Annotated in this window: 19 protein-coding genes; 12 read left to right on the top strand and 7 right to left on the bottom strand. The window is 34.7% G+C overall.

The features are described 5' to 3' along the window. Positions 1–191: 191 nt before the first annotated feature. The 7 genes from PGH12_RS11640 (at position 192) to PGH12_RS11610 (ending at position 8,558) form a co-directional block, all read left to right on the top strand. Positions 192–2,291, top strand: coding sequence for a TonB-dependent receptor (locus PGH12_RS11640; RefSeq protein ID WP_267596757.1), 2,100 nt, complete (start codon positions 192–194; stop codon positions 2,289–2,291). A gap of 352 nt (positions 2,292–2,643) precedes the next feature. Next, positions 2,644–3,405, top strand: coding sequence for an HU domain-containing protein (locus PGH12_RS11635; protein ID WP_267596758.1), 762 nt, complete (start codon positions 2,644–2,646; stop codon positions 3,403–3,405). Continuing rightward, on the top strand, positions 3,393–3,914 hold the full coding sequence (locus PGH12_RS11630) for an acyl-CoA thioesterase (RefSeq protein ID WP_267596759.1): 522 nt from the start codon (positions 3,393–3,395) through the stop codon (positions 3,912–3,914). Before PGH12_RS11635 ends, PGH12_RS11630 begins: the two co-directional genes overlap by 13 nt. 111 nt (positions 3,915–4,025) lie before the next feature. Continuing rightward, positions 4,026–4,958, top strand: a complete 933-nt coding sequence (locus tag PGH12_RS11625) for a 2-hydroxyacid dehydrogenase (protein WP_267596760.1) — start codon at positions 4,026–4,028, stop codon at positions 4,956–4,958. 93 nt (positions 4,959–5,051) lie between these two features. Then, positions 5,052–6,314 carry a serine hydrolase domain-containing protein gene (locus PGH12_RS11620; protein WP_267596761.1) on the top strand — a complete coding sequence of 421 codons (1,263 nt, stop codon included), beginning with the start codon at positions 5,052–5,054 and terminating at the stop codon, positions 6,312–6,314. Positions 6,315–6,339: 25 nt separating this feature from the next. Further along, positions 6,340–8,100 carry an Ig-like domain-containing domain gene (locus PGH12_RS11615; RefSeq protein WP_267596762.1) on the top strand — a complete coding sequence of 587 codons (1,761 nt, stop codon included), beginning with the start codon at positions 6,340–6,342 and terminating at the stop codon, positions 8,098–8,100. After that, entirely contained in the window at positions 8,100–8,558 is a 459-nt protein-coding gene (locus PGH12_RS11610) for a heme-binding domain-containing protein (protein WP_267596763.1), read from the top strand. Before PGH12_RS11615 ends, PGH12_RS11610 begins: the two co-directional genes overlap by 1 nt. 41 nt (positions 8,559–8,599) lie before the next feature. Here PGH12_RS11610 and PGH12_RS11605 read toward each other — a convergent pair whose 3' ends face one another. From PGH12_RS11605 to PGH12_RS11585, 5 genes are all read right to left on the bottom strand, one after another. Further along, entirely contained in the window at positions 8,600–9,115 is a 516-nt protein-coding gene (locus tag PGH12_RS11605) for an NUDIX hydrolase (RefSeq protein ID WP_267596764.1), read from the bottom strand. Beyond that, on the bottom strand, positions 9,112–10,029 hold the full coding sequence (xerD, locus tag PGH12_RS11600) for a site-specific tyrosine recombinase XerD (RefSeq protein WP_267596765.1): 918 nt from the start codon (positions 10,027–10,029) through the stop codon (positions 9,112–9,114). The genes PGH12_RS11605 and xerD overlap by 4 nt, the downstream gene beginning before the upstream one ends. A gap of 19 nt (positions 10,030–10,048) precedes the next feature. Continuing rightward, positions 10,049–10,474, bottom strand: a complete 426-nt coding sequence (locus PGH12_RS11595) for a deoxycytidylate deaminase (protein WP_267596766.1) — start codon at positions 10,472–10,474, stop codon at positions 10,049–10,051. A 35-nt stretch (positions 10,475–10,509) separates the two neighbouring features. Further along, positions 10,510–11,277, bottom strand: a complete 768-nt coding sequence (locus PGH12_RS11590) for an enoyl-CoA hydratase-related protein (protein WP_267596767.1) — start codon at positions 11,275–11,277, stop codon at positions 10,510–10,512. A 99-nt stretch (positions 11,278–11,376) separates the two neighbouring features. Then, positions 11,377–12,864: a catalase gene (locus PGH12_RS11585; RefSeq protein ID WP_267596768.1), complete on the bottom strand. Its 1,488-nt coding sequence runs from the start codon at positions 12,862–12,864 to the stop codon at positions 11,377–11,379. 129 nt (positions 12,865–12,993) lie between these two features. Between PGH12_RS11585 and PGH12_RS11580 the strand changes: the two genes are divergently transcribed. The 5 genes from PGH12_RS11580 (at position 12,994) to PGH12_RS11560 (ending at position 17,702) form a co-directional block, all read left to right on the top strand. Further along, complete coding sequence (locus PGH12_RS11580; RefSeq protein WP_267596769.1) at positions 12,994–13,944, top strand: LysR substrate-binding domain-containing protein; 951 nt, start codon at positions 12,994–12,996, stop codon at positions 13,942–13,944. 232 nt (positions 13,945–14,176) lie between these two features. Further along, on the top strand, positions 14,177–15,457 hold the full coding sequence (gene metK, locus PGH12_RS11575) for a methionine adenosyltransferase (RefSeq protein ID WP_267596770.1): 1,281 nt from the start codon (positions 14,177–14,179) through the stop codon (positions 15,455–15,457). 82 nt (positions 15,458–15,539) lie between these two features. Continuing rightward, on the top strand, positions 15,540–16,031 hold the full coding sequence (locus tag PGH12_RS11570) for a hypothetical protein (protein WP_267596771.1): 492 nt from the start codon (positions 15,540–15,542) through the stop codon (positions 16,029–16,031). Between the two features lie 189 nt (positions 16,032–16,220). After that, the gene (locus tag PGH12_RS11565; protein WP_267596772.1) at positions 16,221–16,808 is read left to right on the top strand and encodes an RNA polymerase sigma factor; all 588 of its coding nucleotides are present in this window, start codon (positions 16,221–16,223) and stop codon (positions 16,806–16,808) included. A 198-nt stretch (positions 16,809–17,006) separates the two neighbouring features. Next, positions 17,007–17,702 (top strand): YjjG family noncanonical pyrimidine nucleotidase, encoded by a 696-nt coding sequence (locus PGH12_RS11560; protein ID WP_267596773.1) that lies wholly within the window; start codon positions 17,007–17,009, stop codon positions 17,700–17,702. A gap of 71 nt (positions 17,703–17,773) precedes the next feature. Here PGH12_RS11560 and trpS read toward each other — a convergent pair whose 3' ends face one another. Both trpS and PGH12_RS11550 read right to left on the bottom strand, forming a co-directional pair. Then, positions 17,774–18,742 (bottom strand): tryptophan--tRNA ligase, encoded by a 969-nt coding sequence (gene trpS / locus PGH12_RS11555; protein ID WP_267596774.1) that lies wholly within the window; start codon positions 18,740–18,742, stop codon positions 17,774–17,776. Positions 18,743–18,877: 135 nt separating this feature from the next. Beyond that, positions 18,878–19,519, bottom strand: coding sequence for a SanA/YdcF family protein (locus PGH12_RS11550; protein ID WP_267596775.1), 642 nt, complete (start codon positions 19,517–19,519; stop codon positions 18,878–18,880). Positions 19,520–19,521: the final 2 nt, after the last annotated feature.

Below are 19,521 nucleotides of genomic sequence, written 5' to 3'. Positions count from 1 at the left end.
CTGAAATTAAAGGGGTGCTCCAACGGGGGCTGAGATTATACCCAATGAACCTGGAACAGATAATGCTGTTTAGGGAAGTTAAAAAATGAGCAATGAGTAATTAGAATAAGTAATTCTCTAAATATTAAACATTACTCATTCTTCATCATAATCGCCCCTTTTATTCCATTAAATTTTTAAAATTTATAAGAATGAAAGGATTTATTTTTTTAGGACTTACCGCAAGTTCTCTGGGTTTAGCACAAACTCAGAACACAGATTCTCTGAAAATCAGAGAAATTGAAGCTGTCAACTTTACAAAACGACTTCCCGTCGCCAAAGAAATCATTAATGTACAAAAAGATCTCGACACCAGAAATCTTGGTCAGGATTTACCAATTCTCTTAAAAAATCAAACTTCCATTATCTCCACTTCTGACGCCGGAAACGGAGTAGGCTACACGGGTTTTAGAATTCGGGGAGTTGCCGGAAGAGGAATTAATGTCATGATGAATGGCGTTCCGTTTAACGATTCTGAAAGTCAGGGAACTTTTTTTGTCAATGTTCCGGATTTGACGAGTTCTGCATCGCAAATTGTTATCCAGAGAGGTGTCGGAACTTCAAACAATGGAGTTTCTGCTTTTGGAGCGAGTATTAATGTGATTTCAAAAGATCCGGAAGAGAAGTTTTATCTTAAAACAGATGACAGCTACGGATCATTCAATACCTACAAATACTCTGCTGAGGTTGGCTCGGGAAAATTCTGGAAAGACCGACTTTCTGTAATGGGACGATATACCAATATTCATTCAGACGGATATATCGACAGAGCTTTTTCAGATTTAAATTCTTACAATTTTACCGCTCTATTTGAAGAAGGAAAAACAAAACTTCGTCTGATGGCTTTTGGTGGAAAAGAAAAAACATATCAGGCCTGGAACGGTGTTGATAGAAAAACCTGGGAAACCAATCCAAGATTCAATCCTTCTGGAGCAATTTATGATACAAACGGAGATATTTCTGGATTTTACGATAATGAAACCGATAATTATAGACAAAATCATTATCAATTACTTTGGGAGCAAGGTCTTAATGAAAAATGGAATTTAGAAACCACTTTGCACTACACAAAAGGAAGAGGATATTACGAAAACTACAAGCAGGGAGATCCTTATGCAAGATACGCTCTGCCTGATTTCAACGGTGAAGAATATTCAGATTTTATCAGAAAAAAATGGCTGAATAATGATTTCTACGGGATTGTTTCAACGCTATACGGAAAGTTTGACAATCTTGATCTGAATTTCGGCGTTGTCGGAAATCAATATTACGGAAGACATTATGGAAATGTAACCGATGTTTTTGTTCCTCAGATTCAGGAGCATGAATATTACAGAAACCGTTCCGTGAAAAATGAAGTGGCTGGTTTTGCTAAGGGTTTGTTGAAAGTAAATGACTTTGATTTCTTCTTAGATCTACAATTAAGAAACATCGATTACGACACAGAAATATTAGTGGAAGGTGATGGCGAAGGTGCAGATTTAAATAAAAACTGGCTGTTTTTTAATCCAAAAGCGGGCGTAAATTATAAATTAGGCAACGGAAAAGTATTCATTTCTTACGCTCATGCGCAAAGAGAACCGAATCGGGATGATTTGATCGCAAATAATGACGTGAAATCTGAAAAGCTTCACGATTTTGAAGCTGGAATCGAAAAACAGTTCGGAAAAGTTGCGTTCACAGCCAATCTTTATTATATGTATTATCTTAATCAGTTGGTTTTAAACGGGCAGATCAGCAATATCGGAGAATTCATCAGAACCAATTCCGGGAAAAGCTACAGAAGAGGAATTGAGGTCGGAGCTTTGGCAAAACTTTCAAAACAATGGGAGATTTCGGGAAATGTAAGTGTAAGCCAAAACAGAAATCTTGATTTCAGAATTGAAAACGAAACGGTCGTTAATCAATTGGGAAATACAGAAATCTCTTTTTCACCCAACGTTATTGCCAACTTAGGATTGAAATTTAATCCTAATAAAAATTTCCAGTTTGCGCTGATGAATCAATATGTTGGGAAACAGTATTTAGACAACACGGAAACTCAGGACTTACAGTTGAAAGACTATCTTCTGACGGATTTTAATGCTCAGTATCAGTTTAAAGTTGCAAAGCATGATGTCGCTTTGAAACTTTTGGTCAATAATATTTTTAATCAGAAATACGTAAACAACGGTTACGTTTATGACGGACCGATTTATTTTTCTCAGGCAGGAACCAACTTTATGTTCGGGATCAGCTGGAAAATTCAATAATTAGATCAGACACCATTCATATTATTATATTTCAGTTAAGTTCAGATTAAATTTTTGAGGGCTGCTTCGGCGGCCTTTTTTTATTTATAATTATTGACCCATTTTAATTTATTTTTAGTTTTGAATCTAGGTAATATACATGGTTTTTCTTTCTTAAATGAAATGCCTTTGTTTCTCTTTATCTAAATGTTGCTTACTGAAAAAAGCTTTGTCTTTCTTTGCGTTAAATAATCGCAAACAAAGACAAAAAATTCTACACAGATCTTTGTAATCTTCGGGAAGCTCACTTCATAATATATGACACAAACAAATCTCTGAAAAAGTCATGAAAAAGTTATAAATTTGCGACCAAATGAATATTTCAGCCTACATTTTAGACTATTTGAAACAATTTGGAACAGTTACTGTTCCTATGTTTGGTGTGTTTTCCCTGGAAAATTCTAAAGCAGTCATCAACTCAGAAAACGGAAGCATTCTTCCGCCATCTACAAAAATTGCATTTCATTCAGATTATCAGATTTTGTCTGATGATTTGGCGCAGTTTATAGCGAGTCAGAAATCTGTTTCCAAGGAAGTTGCAGAGAGCGAATTGCAGATTCAGACCGATTTTTGGAAGAAAAAAATTCAGGCTGAGCAGGTTTTGGAGATTCAGAATCTCGGAACAATTTTTATAGAAGACGGACAACTTCATTTTAAAGGAAACCGTCTGGAATCTGATCATCCCGATTTTTATGGGTTGGAAGAAATACATTTTTCAGATTTTAACAAAGGTGAAACTTTTGAAACTCCAAAAAATACCGAGAAAGATTATATGTTCAACAAATCGATCCTCTGGATTTTCCTTTTTATTGTTCCGGTTTTGGGAATGTTGTATTTAGCATACACTCAGCAAGATTTGATCTTTGGAAAAAAATCTTTTGATGATGTTTCTATACAGACTAAAACAAAGAGAATTGAAAAGAAAGTTCCCGTAAAAATTGATTCGGCGCAGATTAAAAAAGCAGATTCTATTAAAGCTTTTAAAACAGATTCTCTGAAAACAGATTCTATCAAAAAGGCAGCAAAAACTTGGAGACCCAAGTACAAAAAAAGAAAATCAAGATGGCAAAAATAAAAAAAGCGTCAGATTCGTTGACGATCATGACGAATATTGTACTTCCCAATGATACCAACCAGTTGAGGAACCTTTTCGGAGGAGAATTGTTGGCAAGAATGGATCGTTGTGCGTCAATTTCTGCAACAAGACATTGTGAAAGAAGAGTAGTTACCGCATCTGTAAATCATGTTTCGTTTGATCACCCAATTCCCGAAGGCGGAATTGTCGTTATGGAATCTAAAGTTTCTCGTGCATTTTCTACTTCAATGGAAATTTATGTGGATGTTTGGCTAGACGACCCCATCAATCATAAAAAAATACAGACCAATAAAGGAATTTATACTTTCGTAGCAGTTGATGAATTCAATAGACCGATTCCAATCCCTGCAATGGAGCCTGAAACCGAACTTGAAGTGGAAAGATTTGATGCTGCTTTAAGAAGAAAAGAGCTTTCTCTGATTCTTTCAGGAAGAATGAAACCTTCTGAATCTGTGGAACTTAAAAAATTGTTCCAAGATCCTATTTAAGATAAATTAATGGTGATTTACGAATCTGCCCAGCTTGATAACATACAAAACAATCAATCTGTGCAGAGTTTTGTATTTTAAGACGAAATGTCAATAGTTAATATTTGAAAAATGAAAATTCTACTTTTAGATAAAAACCATCCACTTATCACCGAACAGCTTTTAGCAAAAAATTTTATTCTGGAAGAAGATTTTACCTCTTCTTACGATGAGGTCTGCGCTAAGATTCAAAAGTATGATGGAGTAATTATCAGAAGCAGAATTCCTTTAGATAAAAACTTTTTAGAGAAAGCGAAAAATCTGAAATTCATTGCAAGAGTAGGAGCCGGAATGGAAAATATCGATATTCCTGTTGCCGAAAAATTAGGAATTCAGTTAATTAATTCTCCAGAAGGTAACAGAGATTCTGTCGCCGAACATGTTGTTGGAATGCTTTTAATTTTAATGAATCGACTTTTCATCGCATCCAACGAAGTGAAAAACGGAATTTGGCTGCGTGAAGAAAACCGAGGTGACGAATTGCTGGGGAAAACAGTAGGATTAATCGGTTACGGAAATATGGGAAAAGCTACGGCAAAAAGACTTTCCGGTTTTGGTTGTAAAGTGATTTTTCATGATATTTTAACTGATCTTTCTGATGAATATGCAACGCAGGTTTCTTTAGAAGAATTGAAAAATGAGGCTGAGGTACTCAGTTTGCACATTCCTTTGACGGATTCTACAAATTATTTAATAGATGATATATTTATTTCTGAAATGAAAAACAATTTCTATTTTGTGAATACGGCAAGAGGAAAGAATGTGGAAACGAAAAGTTTAGTTAAAGCTTTGGAATCAGGCAAAGTTAAGGGAGCTTGTCTTGATGTTTTGGAATACGAGAAAGCATCGTTTGAGAATTTAGAGACAGAAAATGAAGATTTAAATTATCTTTTACATTCAGAAAAAACCATCGTAACACCTCATATTGCTGGCTGGACACATCAGAGCAAGCAAAAATTAGCGAAGGTTATTGTTGATAAAATCTTGGGGTCTTATTGCAATTAGTTATTTGTGATTATGTTAAATAATTCATAATTTGTAATGATTTTTCAGGAATCATTTTGAGTTTTATTAAATTGCCACTCATTTTTGAAACTCATGAAGAAGCTTACTTTTGTACTCGCTGCAACCTTATTTTTATTTCTTTTTTCTTGTAAAAACAAATCCGAAAATAAAGAATCTCTTATAGAAAACAGCACCAATCTTCCGAATTACGGTAATGTAGATTTGGGAAAAGTGTTTTCTCCTGAAGATGCAGTACTGTCGAATAAAGATTTTATTACCAACTACATTGATCAGTATTATAAGAAAGTTTGGGAAAGCGGAGATCTCAGCGGTGGCGTTTTAGTAGCAAAAGGCAACGAGATTTTATTTGAAAACTATCGTGGTTTCGCGAGAGAGGGAAATCAAAATCCTATTGATAAAAATACACCTTTGCATGTAGCTTCAGTTTCAAAAACTTTGACGGCAATGGCAATGCTGAAATTGGTGGAAGCAGGAAAGATAAAATTATCTGATCATCTCACTCAGTTTTTTCCAGGGTTTCCGTATCCGAATGTTACGGTTCAGACTTTATTAGATCAAAGAAGCGGACTGCCGAAATACGAATATTTCATCACAAAAATACAGCCGGCTCCGGCAGAGCTTTCAAAAACATATATTACCAATCAGGATGTTTTGAATATGCTTGTCAAATACAAACCAGATCTTGCACGTGAGACAGATACCGGCTTTATGTATTGCAATACCAACTTTGCTCTTTTGGCTCTACTGATTGAGAAAGTGACAAAAACGCCTTTTCCTCAGGCGATGAAAGAGATGATTTTCACTCCTCTAAAAATGACGAACAGCTACATTTTTCAAGAAAAAGATATTCCGACAGCAGCTCAGTCATTTTATTATGGTGGAAACAGATTGTATCCTTTAGACCGGTTAGATTTAATTTATGGTGACAAAAATGTGTATACGACGCCAAGAGATTTATATGCATTTTCAAAAGCAATGTTTTCGAAAGATTTTCTGAAACCGGAATTAAAAGCAATGATATTCGAACCATACAGCAACGAAAAAGCCGGGCAGAATAATTATGGTTTAGGATTCAGAATGAAAATTTTTGATAACGGAGAAAAACTGACTTATCATAATGGTTGGTGGCACGGCACAAATTCTGTTTTTGCTCATCTTTTAAAATCTAAAGTTACCATCGTTGCAATTGGGAATAAATATTCCGGGAAAGTGTATACAGCTCTTGCTCTGGCAGGTTTATTTGAAGATTTTCCACCGCAAAAAGATAAGCTGATACATATTATGAATGATAATAAAGATACATTAAAAACAGGAACGGAAGTTTTTGGAGAATAATGTTTATTTTTGTTCAAATATATTCATGAAAAGAATTTTTCTCTTACTGATTGCCAGTTTTCTTGTACTTTCATGTGCGAGAGTGGGTTCTCCTATCGGCGGACCGAAAGATACGATAGCTCCAAGGTTTTTAAGTTCAAATATTGATACGACGAGAATTAATATAAAGAGAGATATCAAGGAACTGAGAATAGACTTTGATGAATATATTACGCTGAAAGATGTGAGTAAAAACCTCAACATTTCTCCGCCAATTGAGAATGTTACCAGAATCCTTCCTTCAAATATTGCCAATAAGTTTTTGATTATTCAATGGTCAGACACACTTCAGGCCAATACTACGTACAATTTTAACTTTGGAAATTCAATTGCAGACAATAGTGAAGGAAATATACTCAGATATTTTAATTTCGCTTTTTCTACAGGCGAAAAGCTGGATGATCTGTACATGAGCGGCGAGGTGAAAGATGCTTTTGCAATTACAAAACAGAACAACAGCGAAAACAAAATGGTTGTAGGTCTTTATCAGCTAAAAGACACGATCGACTATAAAAAGAAACCTTATTACATTACCAAAGTCGATGATGACGGTTACTACGAACTGAATTATCTGGCTCCCGGAAAATATAAAATCATCGCGTTTGATGATGAAAACGGAAACTCTACCTACGATCCGGGGAAAGAAAAGATAGGCTTCAGAAAAGATACAGTCAATATTGAGAAATCAATTTCAGGTTTAAATTTAAAATTATATCCTTCCAAAAAAGCATTTAAAAAACCTGAATTAAAGGAAATTCCGGGTGGAATCCTCATGGCATTTGAAGGAAATCCTACAGATGTGAAAGTGACTTCTAGAAACGAAAAACTCCAGGATTTTAAAGTTACACACAGATCAAAATCTGATTCTGTACGTATATGGTTTGATGCCGTAAAAAGTGATGTCGGACAAACAGTAACCGAAAATCTCAAGTTTGGCTACGAAGCTGACGGCAAAAAAGATTCTACATCGGTGTTCTACAAATACAACACTAAAAACAAAATGACGGTCGATAATAATATCGGCGGCTCGCTTTTGCCTCCTAAGACAGATTTCAGGCTGATCTCAAATTATGTTGTAGATAAGATTGACTCCGAAAAGTGGACGTTAAAGACAGATAGCATCAGTCAGAATTTTACGGCAAAAGTTTCATCTTCAAATCCTTATGAAATTTTGGTACAGTCTGATTTTGTAGCGGGTAAAAAATATCAACTGACAATTCCTAAAACCACGGTTTCTTCTTTTTACGAAAAAAATGCAGAATCGAAACGATTTGATTTTGAGGCTGATAAAGTTGAAAATTATGGTAGTCTCAATTTTACTCTTACGAATGAGCCAAAGACAAAATATTGGATTCAGCTTTTAGACTCTTCGGAAAAAGCTGTTTATCAAAAATATACTAGCGGCGCACAGGCTGATTTTAGTATTGTAAAACCTGGCGATTATATTGTCAGAATTTTGGTAGATAACAATGAAAATAATCATTGGGATGAGGCAGATTTTGTAAACGAGACTTTTGCAGAAGATTCTTATATCTATTACAAAATGGTGGTTGCAAGGCCTTTATGGGAAACAAAAGAAACCTGGGATCTTAATGATAAAAGAGTATTTGAAGGTGTAAAAGCACCAAAGCCTACTGAAAAAGAGGATAACAAGACCAATCAGAATAATTTGAATAATAATAATAACAACAGTACAAATTTGAATAACAGTACGAGATTAAATAACACGAGACAATTAACCCGATAATGAAAACATTCAAAAAAGTAGTTTTCTGGATTTTTGTTTCCTTTGCGATCATTCAGTTTATCCCCGTTGATAAGACTAACCAGCCAATCAATAAATCAGTTAATTTTATTGACGTCAAGAAATCGCCACCCAAGGTTGCAGCATTACTAAAAAATGCTTGTTATGATTGTCATTCAAATGAAACAGTTTATCCCAAATACGCTTATATTGCTCCTTTTTCGTGGTCTGTTAAAGATCATATCAACGAAGGTCGGGAACATCTTAACTTCTCGGTTTGGAGTTCCTATAATAAAGAATTAAAGGAAAGTATGCTGAAGAAAACTGTTCAGACGCTGGAGAATAAATCGATGCCTTTGCCGGCGTACATTATTTATCACGAAGATGCCAATTTATCTGATGCAGATCGGAAAGTTTTAGTCAAATATTTTGAAGAAATTATTGAAACTAAATCTTATTAAAATTAAAACTCCCACATTAATAAAATGCGGGAGTTTTTTTTTTAGAATTTTTTTAAATATTCTTTAAAAAATATTTTCTGAGAGTCAAAAGCTATATCATCCGGATTGAGTTCTTGTAAGGAAATCCAATGTGTTTCCGAGATTTCGGAGAGCGCTAAATTTACTTCAAATTTTTCCGAAACTTCGTATTCGTAGAAAAGATCGATCGTATTATAATCTATCTCTTTGTATTGATACACATTGGGAAGACTTGTGAGATACTTGAGCTTATCAATATCTATATCAAGCTGCAGCTCTTCAAAAAGTTCGCGTTTGCAAGTTTGCTCTGCACTTTCCTTAGGATCTACAAAACCACCTGCCAAATCTAATTTACCTTTTTTGGGTTCCTGATTTCTTCTGGTAAGATAAACTTCATCCCCGAACCTTATCACAACAGCAACTGCTCCTGCAACGTTACTGTGTAGGGTGAAATTGCAATTGGGACAGCTCCATTTTTTTTCGCCGTCCCAATTCAATGATTCTTTGCCACAATTAGGGCAAAATTTCAATATTTTCATTCAACAATTTTAGTCTTGTTTCTAGGGTGAAAGGTTAATATCACATCACGAAGTTCTTCAGTCTTCAAATGCGTATATACCTGCGTTGTTGTAATGCTGGAATGTCCCAGCATTTCCTGTATAAAACGAAGATCTGCACCATTCTGCATTAGATGCGTTGCAAATGAATGTCTGAAAGTGTGAGGAGATATTTTTTTGCTTACACCGGCTTTGTCCGTTAATTCTTTAATAATAAGAAAAACAATCACTCTAGACATTGATGTTCCTCTGCTGTTTAGAAACAAAGTATCTTCATGCTTTTTGTTGATCTTGATTTTCGAACGAGCCTCGCGAATGTAAGATTTTAGTAAATCTGCAGTGTAATGAGCCAAAGGGACAAAACGTACTTTATTTCCTTTTCCTACTACTTTAATGTAATTCTCCTTAAAGTTGATATTCGAGATTTTAACGTCAATAAGCTCTGATACACGCAATCCACAGCCGTAGAGTACTTCTACAATAGAGTGATTTCTCTGTCCGAGATCTGTACTCATATCAATTGCATCGATGATTTTATTGATATCGGTAAGACTCAATGTGTCAGGTAAATAAAGTCCTAATTTTGGACCTTCCAGAAGTGATGACGGATTGTCTTCTCGTATCTCGTCCTCCAGCAGAAATCTGAAAAAAGCTTTGATAGAAGAGATCCATCTCGCCTGAGATCTTTCGCTGAATTTCTGTTTGGATAGTTTAAAGATGTATTCCTGAAGATTATCGTAAGAAATAACATCGGGGCCGATGTTTTCCAGATCTTCTTCTGCATATTCTTTAAGTTTTTTGATGTCTCTTACGTAAGCATCAAGTGTGTTTTCTGAGAAATTTCTTTCGAATCGTAGAAAAATTTCAAAGTCTTTAATTTTTTCATCCCAAGTCATTGTGTTGTGTTTTTTTTATTTATAATTCATTTTCTGATACTTGTATTATTTCTATTCCGTGGTTTTGTAAAAATGTTATTCCTTCATTGTCTGAATACGCGTTGATGTAGACAAGTTTCTTAATCCCGGCCTGTAAAATCAGTTTGCTGCAATCTTTGCAGGGTGATAGCGTGAGGTATAATGTAGCTCCGCTTGCTGATTGGGTAGATCCGGCTAATTTCAAAATTGCGTTTGCTTCTGCATGCAAAACGTACCAATGTGTTTTTCCGTTTTCATCTTCGCAGCAGTTTTCTGATCCTGAAGGGGTACCATTGTAACCATCTGAAATAATCATCCTATCTTTTACGATAAGAGCACCTACCTGTTTTCTTTCGCAGTAGGAGAGTTTTGCCCATTCGAGAGCCATTTTTAGATAAGCTTTGTCAAACTTACTGTACGTCTGCATCAATTGATTTCGAAATAATTTGTGATATGATATATTTAGAAATTCGGTTTTCTTTTTTCAAGGAAAGCCGAAACTCCTTCTTTTTTATCTTCCATTTCAAAAAGCTCTCCGAAATATTTAATTTCAGTTTCAAAGCCTTTATCTGTGTCTGATAGATTGGTCGCATGTATTGCTTTAGAGATTGCCATAGGAGAATTATTAGAAATCACCTTTGCCAGTTCCTTCGTTTTTGTTAAAAGTTCGTCGATTGTATAAACTTCATTTACAAGACCGATTTCTTTTGCTTTTTGCGCAGGAATCATCTTTGCTGAGAAAATCATCTCATTGGCTATTCCTTTTCCTACCAACTTGGGAAGTCTCTGAGTTCCTCCATATCCCGGTATAAGGCCTAATGTAACTTCAGGAAGTCCCATGCGCGCATTTTCAGATGCGTATCTTATATGACACGACATTGCTAATTCTAGACCACCACCTAATGCAAAACCGTTTACCGCTGCAATTACAGGTTTTGAAAGATTTTCAATTTTGTTAAATAGAATTTCCTGTCCGTTTTTCGCCAGCTCTTCTGCTTTTTCCTGATTAAAATCACTGAATTCTTTGATATCGGCTCCTGCTACAAAAGATTTTTCACCACTTCCTGTTAAAATTAATACCCTTACTTCGTCATCAGCAGCTATTAAATCTAACGCAGAACTTATTTCTTTTATTGTCTTTGCGTTCAGAGCATTCAGACTTTCAGGTCTGTTAATCGTCACAACCGCAATTTTATCTTCTTTTTCTAATATTATATTATCGTAGCTCATTAAGTGCCTATATCTTTAATAACCTGCAAATTAAAGATTTTTTTGCATAAAAAAGGGAAAAAAATATATTTTTTCCCTTTTTCTATTACTTTATCTAATTTATTTTGTGTGATTCATCATATTAGAATCAATATTGATGCTCAAACCAGACGCTACTTTCATCCCAAGTTCAATGTTTGCTCTGAAAAAATGACAAAGCTGGCGGTTGATGATTTCATCTCTTTTTGGGCCGTCTATGCCGCTCATATGATCGATGATGTTTTTTACCAAGTGATCTCTGTCTTCCTGATTCATTGCTTTTGTATATAACAATCCTGGTTGCGTGTAGTGGTCATCATCATTTTCATTTCTATTAAAATTCGCTACGTGCTTACTGTCTAGCTCATATTCGAAATCTTTATATGAAGAATCCGGTTGAATATCGTCAAAACTATTAGGATGATAGTTTGGTTTGTCCTGATACTCGCTGGAATCTGCCATAAAACCGTCTCTCTGATAATTATTTACAGCAAAAGGACATCTATTAACTTCTAATAAGTGTGCATTCACTCCAACTCTGTATCGGTGAGCATCGGGATAAGAAAACAATCTTCCCTGAAGCATTTTATCTGGTGAGAAACTGATTCCGTTGATTAAATTACTTGGTGAGAATATCGATTGTTCCACATGCGCAAAAAAGTTATTTGGGATTTCATTTAATTCCATTTCACCTACTTCAATAAGTGGGAAATCTGCCTGAGACCAGACCTTTGTAATGTCAAAAGGATTCCATCTGAATTCGTTTGCCTGTTCTTCGGTCATCGTCTGAATATACATCGTCCATTTTGGGAAGTCGCCGCTGTCAATGGCATTGCAAAGATCTTCCTGGGCAAAGTCTGGGTTTTCACCTGCCATTTTTGTAGCCTCTTCGTTGGTGAAGTTTTTTATACCCTGCTTTGTTTTAAAATGAAATTTCACCCAAGTTCTTTCGTTGCCAGCATTGATCATCGAGAATGTGTGAGTCCCAAATCCGTGCATGTGCCTGTAACCGTAAGGCGTTCCTCTTTCAGACATTAAAATTAAAACCTGATGAAGTGATTCCGGGTTCAGACTCCAGAAATCCCACATCATGGTCGGGCTTTTAAGATTAGTTTTCGGAACTCTTTTCTGAGTATGAATAAAATCTGGAAATTTTTTAGCATCCTTAATAAAGAAAACGGGCGTATTATTACCTACTAAATCCCAGTTTCCGTCTTCAGTATAAAATTTAAGAGCAAATCCTCGAGGATCTCTTGCAGTGTCTGCACTTCCTTTTTCACCACCAACGGTTGAGAAACGTGCGAACATTTTACAAGAATTTCCGATCTGAGAAAAAAGTTTTGCTTTTGTATATTTTGAGATATCATGGGTTACCGTAAATTTTCCGTAAGCACCGCTTCCTTTGGCGTGAACTATTCTTTCCGGGATTCTTTCTCTCACAAAATGAGCAAGGTTTTCCTGTAGAATGAAGTCTTGCAGCAAAACAGGACCTCGGGAACCTACAGTTTGTGAGTCTTGATGCTCATAATAAGGTGCACCGCTGCTTGAAGTTAATTTCTTAGAATCCATAGAATTATATTTTGATCATTATTGATAATTTAAAGAGCTGTAATCAGCCTAATAATTATCAAATTTACTCGAATTTTTAATTGGTTCTGCCAAAAACATCATATCTTTGTCATAGATAATATTAATCAAATGAACATTCAGCAATTGGAATATCTTATCGCTGTCGATAAGTACAAACATTTTGGTAAAGCTGCTCAGGCTTGTTTTATAACCCAGCCAACGTTAAGTGCAATGATACAGAAGTTTGAGGATGAGCTGGATGTGAAGGTTTTTGACAGAACAACTCACCCAATCCGCACCACAGATGTAGGGTTACAAATCATAGATCAGGCAAAGGTAATTATCGAAGCCGTCAATGAGCTTAAAAATAAGGCCAATCTATTGAATAATATTTTGGGCGGAACTATTAACTTGGGGATTATCCCGACCGTTTCATCATTTATTTTACCAACAGAAATTTTTCATTTCCTCGAAGAGAATCCGAAAATTCTGATGAATGTGAAAGAAATGACCACAGATAATATTATTAAAGCCTTAAAGTCTGGTGAATTAGATGCAGGAATAATTTCTACTCCTTACGATAATGCCAACGAATTTTATCAGGATTTCTTATTTAATGAAGAGCTGATGATTTACAGTTCAGACACCGAAGCGAATAAGAAAAATACATTTATCGTTCCCGATGAATTGAATGTTGAAAAAGTTTGGCTTTTAGAAGAAGGAAACTGCCTGAGAAATCAGTTTGAAAATATCTGCCATCTAAAAGAAAACAGATTAAAGCCAAAAAATCTTGATTTCTTAGCTTCTAATATTCAGACATTAGTTCACATGGTTGATAAAGTTGGCGGAATCAGTATTTTGCCGGAATTAGCTTTAAATCAATTGTCTGAAGAGCAAAAAAGCAAAGTTTTCAGGTTTAAAAAGCCTTTCCCTTACAGAGAAATCAGTATCATTTATTATAAGCCGACCTTTAAGCAGAAAATTATTGATGAATTAGGAACATTTATAAAAAATTCACTTTCCGAAAAGCTTAATTATAATGAAAATCCTAAAGATTACGTGAGCATCAAACCTCAGTAATCCTGATCAGAACTGATCTAAATCATTAATTTCAAGAAAATTACAATTACCTGGCAAAAGTTTTGAGTATTACGAAAATAGTGCTTAAATTTGCCATCGTTATTAACGAGGAAAAATTTGACCTGATTGCAACCTCTCTAAAAAAATGCTAAAACAGTATATTCTTTTTAGCTTTTTCTGGGCAGTTATTCATTTTTTTCTTCTACATTTAATTTAAAAATACAAGAATAATATGTCTTATTTATTTACGTCTGAATCAGTTTCAGAAGGTCATCCGGATAAAATTGCCGATCAGATTTCTGATGCACTAATCGATAATTTTTTAGCATACGACAAAACTTCAAAAGTAGCTTGTGAAACTTTGGTGACTACGGGTCAGGTAGTTTTGGCAGGTGAGGTAAAATCTGGTGCTTATCTCGATGTACAGACGATTGCAAGAGAAGTAATCAACGGAATTGGTTATACAAAAGGTGAATATATGTTCAATGGTGATTCTTGCGGGGTGATCTCTGCAATTCATGAGCAATCTCCGGATATTAATCAAGGTGTCGACAGAGCTGTAAATGACGAGTCTTTCGAAGCTAAAGCAAATGCACAAGGAGCTGGCGATCAGGGAATGATGTTCGGTTATGCAACCAACGAAACGGCAAATTATATGCCTTTGGCTTTGGATTTGGCACATACAATTCTTAAAGAACTTTCTGCGATAAGAAGAGAAGATTCTGAAATAAAATATCTTCGTCCGGATGCGAAATCTCAGGTAACAATCGAGTATTCTGACGATCACAAACCGGTAAGAATTGATTCTATCGTAGTTTCTACTCAGCATGATGATTTTGCTGCTGAAGAGGAAATGCTGAATAAAATCAGAGAAGACATCAAAAATATTTTGATTCCTAGAGTTGTTGCTTTGCAGACTGAGGAAATCAAAGCTTTATTCAACGATCAAATTAAATATCACATCAATCCAACCGGAAAATTCGTAATCGGAGGTCCTCACGGAGATACAGGTTTGACAGGAAGAAAAATCATCGTTGATACTTACGGTGGAAAAGGAGCTCACGGTGGTGGTGCTTTCTCTGGAAAAGATCCTTCAAAAGTTGACAGAAGTGCTGCTTATGCAACAAGACACATTGCTAAGAATTTAGTAGCTGCAGGTGTTGCAGATGAAGTTTTGGTACAGGTTTCTTATGCAATTGGTGTTGCTGAACCTTGTGGTTTGTACATCAACACTTACGGAACTTCAAAAACAGATTTGAATGATGGAGAAATTGCTAAAAAAGTTTCTACAATTTTCGATCTTAGACCTTATGCAATAGAGCAAAATTTGAAGTTGAGAAATCCTATTTATCAGGAAACTGCTTCTTACGGTCACATGGGAAGAGAGCATTTTGTTGCTGATAAAACTTTCAATAAAGGTCATAAAAATGAACTAACTCTTACAGGTCTGGAATTCTTTACCTGGGAAAAATTAGACAAAGTAGAAGAAATTAAATCCGCTTTCGGAATTTAATATTTTCTTTTAGATATATAAACTGCTTTATCTTCATGAGATAAGGCAGTTTTTTTTAAATTTACGTTTTAAATAAAATAGGATGAAGAACTTTCGTTGGGTAGCGGCAATCGTGTGTATATGTTTTTTAAATGCTTTTTCAAAAGCTCAGGTTACGATACATAAAATGGTGAATGTAGGCTATGTTTATCAAAATCAAAGCTTCGGAGAAGTAGGAGGGAAGTTGCTTTTTCTTAAAACTGACGACGTCATTTACCGTCTGGGAGCATCTGCGTTGATGGGATCTGCCAATTCTGAATTTGCGATCATGCCAAAAGTGAATGCCGATGTTTTGTTGAATTTTGAAAAAAACGTTGACTTTAAGCATTCTTATTATTTTCTGGCAGGAGTTGAAGGAACAAATAAATATGTTGCTCCCAAAATCGGAGTTTCGCTTTTTGGTCTTTTAGATTTGACGGGTGGTTATGCATTTTCAATAGCAGATAGCACATTAAATGGTAAAGAATTAAAAGGTTTAAATATTAATTTCACACTAAATCTACCGACAGCATTCTTACATGATATGTTTAAGTAGATTTTTTTACAAATTTGTTCTAAATATTTAATAAATTGTTAACAGTTATTAAAATTTTATTTATATTTACAACATAATTAAAATGCTTATTGACACGACTTTACTCTAATACAACTTGTAGCTGACAAAAAACCTAACAGAATGTTGGGAGACTGTAAGTCTACAAGATAAATACTGAGAAGAAAAGTCATGAAGTCAACAGATAGCCTATTAATATCTCTTTACCAACAAGGAGACGAAGAAGCATTATCAACCCTTATACATCGTCATCAGAAAGACCTCTTTTCATTTATTCTTTACAAAATAAATGATGAAGATTTGGCAAATGATGTTTTCCAGGATACATTTATTAAAATCATTATTATGCTGAAAGAAGGTCGTTATAATGAAGAAGGTAAATTTATTCTTTGGGCGAAAAGAATTGCCCAAAATCTTATTATTGATCATTTCAGAGCAAAATCTAAAAATGTAAAAGTTTCGGAGACGACCTTCGATAATGAGGAGTTTTCGATTTTTGATCTCATTCGGGAGCCATCAGAAAATATCGAAGATCAGCTGGTGAGTTTACAAATTCAGGAAGATTTGCTTAAAATGTTGCAGTGTCTTCCGGAAAATCAGCAAGAGGTGATAAAACTCAGGTTTTTTGACGGGTTGAGTTTTAAAGAAATCGCAGAACACACAGATATGAGTATTAATACGACTTTAGGACGTGTTCGGTACGCATTAATTAACTTAAGAAAAATCATGGAGGAAAATAATATTATCTTAACAAGATAATAATTCACTTACTTCTTCGTTTTAAAGAAAAAACAATTTTTGCCTATGAAAAATAACGATTCTTTAAAAATGAAAAGTTTGAAACCCAAAAAACAAACCATTGATTTTTTGCTAAGTTTCTCAAAAAATCTTGATGTGATAAAGACCAAAAGTAATCTTTGTCACATTTCAAAAAATTAATCATTAATTTTGTGCTGTATGAAAATTCAGCACATTTTTTTTGATCTCGATAATACACTCTGGGATCACCGTAAAAACGCTTATCTTACCATCAAAGATCTTTTTGAAAAGGAAGAAATTACATTAAAATACAACATTGATTTTGAAGAATTTCATTCTGTTTACCACGAAATCAATGAAAGACTTTGGGAGCAAATAAGAGACGGTGAAATTGATAAGGAATATCTCAGAAAACACCGTTTCTACGATACTTTCAAACGTTTCGAAATTGATGATTTGACATTGTCGATGTTTTTTGAAGAACATTTTTTAGATAAAATTCTTAATTATAATCATTTGGTAGAAAGTGCGGAGGTTATTTTAGATTATTTAAAATCTAAAGATTATACGCTTCACATTATATCAAACGGCTTTCAGGAAGTGACGGAGAGAAAATGTATTTTGTCCGGAATTGATCACTACTTCAACACCATCACCAGTGCAGATTCTGTAGGAATTAGAAAACCAAATCCTGAAATTTTCGAATATTCTTTAAATCTTGCGAAAGCTGAAAAAGATGAAAGTATATTGATTGGCGACGACTGGGTTGCTGATGTGGTTGGAGCACAGAATTTTGGAATAGATGTGATTTTCTTTAATGTTTTAAATGAAAATCCAGATCGTGAAAATTTAAAAGTTATTGAACATCTTTTACAAATTAAAGAATATTTATAAAACCATATTGAAAAACAGTTTCGGGGCACCAAAGGGTGCCGCCGAAACGTTATTTATTAGAAGTATTCAGATTAAATTCCCAAACTTTCTCGTACTCGCTGAATGGTTTGAGTAGCAATTGCTCTTGTTTTTACTGCGCCTTCCTGAAGTTTTGATTCCAGTTCATCAAGATTGTTCATATAGTAAGAAAATAGTTCTCTTTCTTTTTCAAATCTTGTCAGAATTAAATCCAAAAGTTCTTTTTTAGCATGACCGTAACCGAAATTTCCTGCTAAATACTTAGCTCTTAATTCTTCAGTCTGTTCCGGTGTAGCAATTAATTCAAAAATAGCAAAAGTCTTATCTGTAGACGGATCTTTTGGTTCTTCTAAAGATTTAGAATCACTTTCGATGCTCATGACCTGTTTTTTCAATTCCTTTTCAGGTAAGAAAATATTGATGATGTTTCCTCTGGATTTTGACATTTTGTGACCGTCCACCCCAGGGACATATTTGGTGTCTTCCTGCAATTCAGCCTGAGGCAAAACCAAAACTTCTCCCATTTGATTATTGAATCTTGAAGCGACATCACGTGCAATTTCCAAATGTTGAAGCTGATCTTTTCCTACGGGAACGATTTCTGCATCATACAACAAAATATCTGCTGCCATTAAAATTGGATAGGTAAATAAACCTGCATTCACATCCTGAAGTCTGTCTGCTTTATCTTTAAAAGAATGCGCTAAAGTCAGTCTCTGATAAGGAAAAAAACATGATAAATGCCAAGATAGTTCACAGGTTTCAGGGATGTCGCTCTGTCTGTAAAAGAATGTTTTTTCTGTATCTAATCCACAAGCAAGCCAAGCCGCAGCAATTTCGTAGGTGTTTTGTTTAAGTTCTTTTGCATCTTTAATCTGCGTAAGCGAATGAAGATTTGCAATGAATAAAAATGATTCGTTTCCAGACTGTTTTGATAATTCAACAGCAGGAATAATAGCACCTAAAAGGTTTCCAAGGTGCGGAGTTCCGGTGGCTTGTATGCCGGTAAGAATTCTTGACATTTGTTTTAAAATATTTTAAAAAATTAATGAACTGCAAATTTAGGGAAACTATTTAAGTTTACTAAAAAAGGAATACTTATTTCTTGCTTTGCCCTATTAAAGGGTTTAAGAAGGATTAAAATAGAGCGTAAACTTTTAACGAATTAAAATCTTATCTCCTCCATATTTCGGTTCTACTCCAAAAATAAAATCCCAAAAAACTTTTGCTCGTGCTAATTTTTCTCTCGCATTAGTTTTGATTCCGGCATATTTATTTACATCTGCGGCATTGTAACCGTAAGCTTCGATGCCGTTTTTTCGTGCAAGATAAACTGCTCTTTCGTTGTGGAATTTTTGTGAAATGACAATAAAAGAATTTTGTCCGAAAATTTCCTTCGCTCGAACTACAGAATCCAAAGTTCTGAAACCTGCAAAATCTTCGAAGATTCTTTCTGCGGGAACACCAGCTTTGATGAGCTCATTTTTCATTTCTTCGGGCTCGTTGTAATCTTTTTTAGAATTATCTCCGCTTACAATGATATTTTGAACTTTTCCGGATTTATATAATTTCACTGCAGCTTCTATTCTATTGAAAAAATAAGCATTTGGACTTCCGTTTGAAAGGGTCTTGCTTGTTCCCAACAAAAGGCCTGTTTTCTTATTCGGTAGTTTTGATAAATCTGAAGTCACATAATCTTCTGATTCCGAATCAATCTTAAAGTTGGCCCAGAAAATAAAAAGAACTGATACTCCTAGGAATATCAGTCCGATAAAAAATATTTTTTTTAAAATTTTCATTG

The sequence above is a fragment of the Chryseobacterium sp. CY350 genome (genome assembly GCF_027945075.1).
Lineage (GTDB): Bacteria > Bacteroidota > Bacteroidia > Flavobacteriales > Weeksellaceae > Chryseobacterium.
This window is presented reverse-complemented; position numbering and strand designations above follow the sequence as displayed.

Coding starts and splice junctions, on each gene's coding strand:
- PGH12_RS11640 (WP_267596757.1), top strand. CDS start 192: ATGAAAGGATTTATTTTTTTAGGACTTACCGCAAGTTCTCTGGGTTTA.
- PGH12_RS11635 (WP_267596758.1), top strand. CDS start 2,644: ATGAATATTTCAGCCTACATTTTAGACTATTTGAAACAATTTGGAACA.
- PGH12_RS11630 (WP_267596759.1), top strand. CDS start 3,393: ATGGCAAAAATAAAAAAAGCGTCAGATTCGTTGACGATCATGACGAAT.
- PGH12_RS11625 (WP_267596760.1), top strand. CDS start 4,026: ATGAAAATTCTACTTTTAGATAAAAACCATCCACTTATCACCGAACAG.
- PGH12_RS11620 (WP_267596761.1), top strand. CDS start 5,052: ATGAAGAAGCTTACTTTTGTACTCGCTGCAACCTTATTTTTATTTCTT.
- PGH12_RS11615 (WP_267596762.1), top strand. CDS start 6,340: ATGAAAAGAATTTTTCTCTTACTGATTGCCAGTTTTCTTGTACTTTCA.
- PGH12_RS11610 (WP_267596763.1), top strand. CDS start 8,100: ATGAAAACATTCAAAAAAGTAGTTTTCTGGATTTTTGTTTCCTTTGCG.
- PGH12_RS11605 (WP_267596764.1), bottom strand. CDS start 9,115: ATGAAAATATTGAAATTTTGCCCTAATTGTGGCAAAGAATCATTGAAT.
- xerD (WP_267596765.1), bottom strand. CDS start 10,029: ATGACTTGGGATGAAAAAATTAAAGACTTTGAAATTTTTCTACGATTC.
- PGH12_RS11595 (WP_267596766.1), bottom strand. CDS start 10,474: ATGCAGACGTACAGTAAGTTTGACAAAGCTTATCTAAAAATGGCTCTC.
- PGH12_RS11590 (WP_267596767.1), bottom strand. CDS start 11,277: ATGAGCTACGATAATATAATATTAGAAAAAGAAGATAAAATTGCGGTT.
- PGH12_RS11585 (WP_267596768.1), bottom strand. CDS start 12,864: ATGGATTCTAAGAAATTAACTTCAAGCAGCGGTGCACCTTATTATGAG.
- PGH12_RS11580 (WP_267596769.1), top strand. CDS start 12,994: ATGAACATTCAGCAATTGGAATATCTTATCGCTGTCGATAAGTACAAA.
- metK (WP_267596770.1), top strand. CDS start 14,177: ATGTCTTATTTATTTACGTCTGAATCAGTTTCAGAAGGTCATCCGGAT.
- PGH12_RS11570 (WP_267596771.1), top strand. CDS start 15,540: ATGAAGAACTTTCGTTGGGTAGCGGCAATCGTGTGTATATGTTTTTTA.
- PGH12_RS11565 (WP_267596772.1), top strand. CDS start 16,221: ATGAAGTCAACAGATAGCCTATTAATATCTCTTTACCAACAAGGAGAC.
- PGH12_RS11560 (WP_267596773.1), top strand. CDS start 17,007: ATGAAAATTCAGCACATTTTTTTTGATCTCGATAATACACTCTGGGAT.
- trpS (WP_267596774.1), bottom strand. CDS start 18,742: ATGTCAAGAATTCTTACCGGCATACAAGCCACCGGAACTCCGCACCTT.
- PGH12_RS11550 (WP_267596775.1), bottom strand. CDS start 19,519: ATGAAAATTTTAAAAAAAATATTTTTTATCGGACTGATATTCCTAGGA.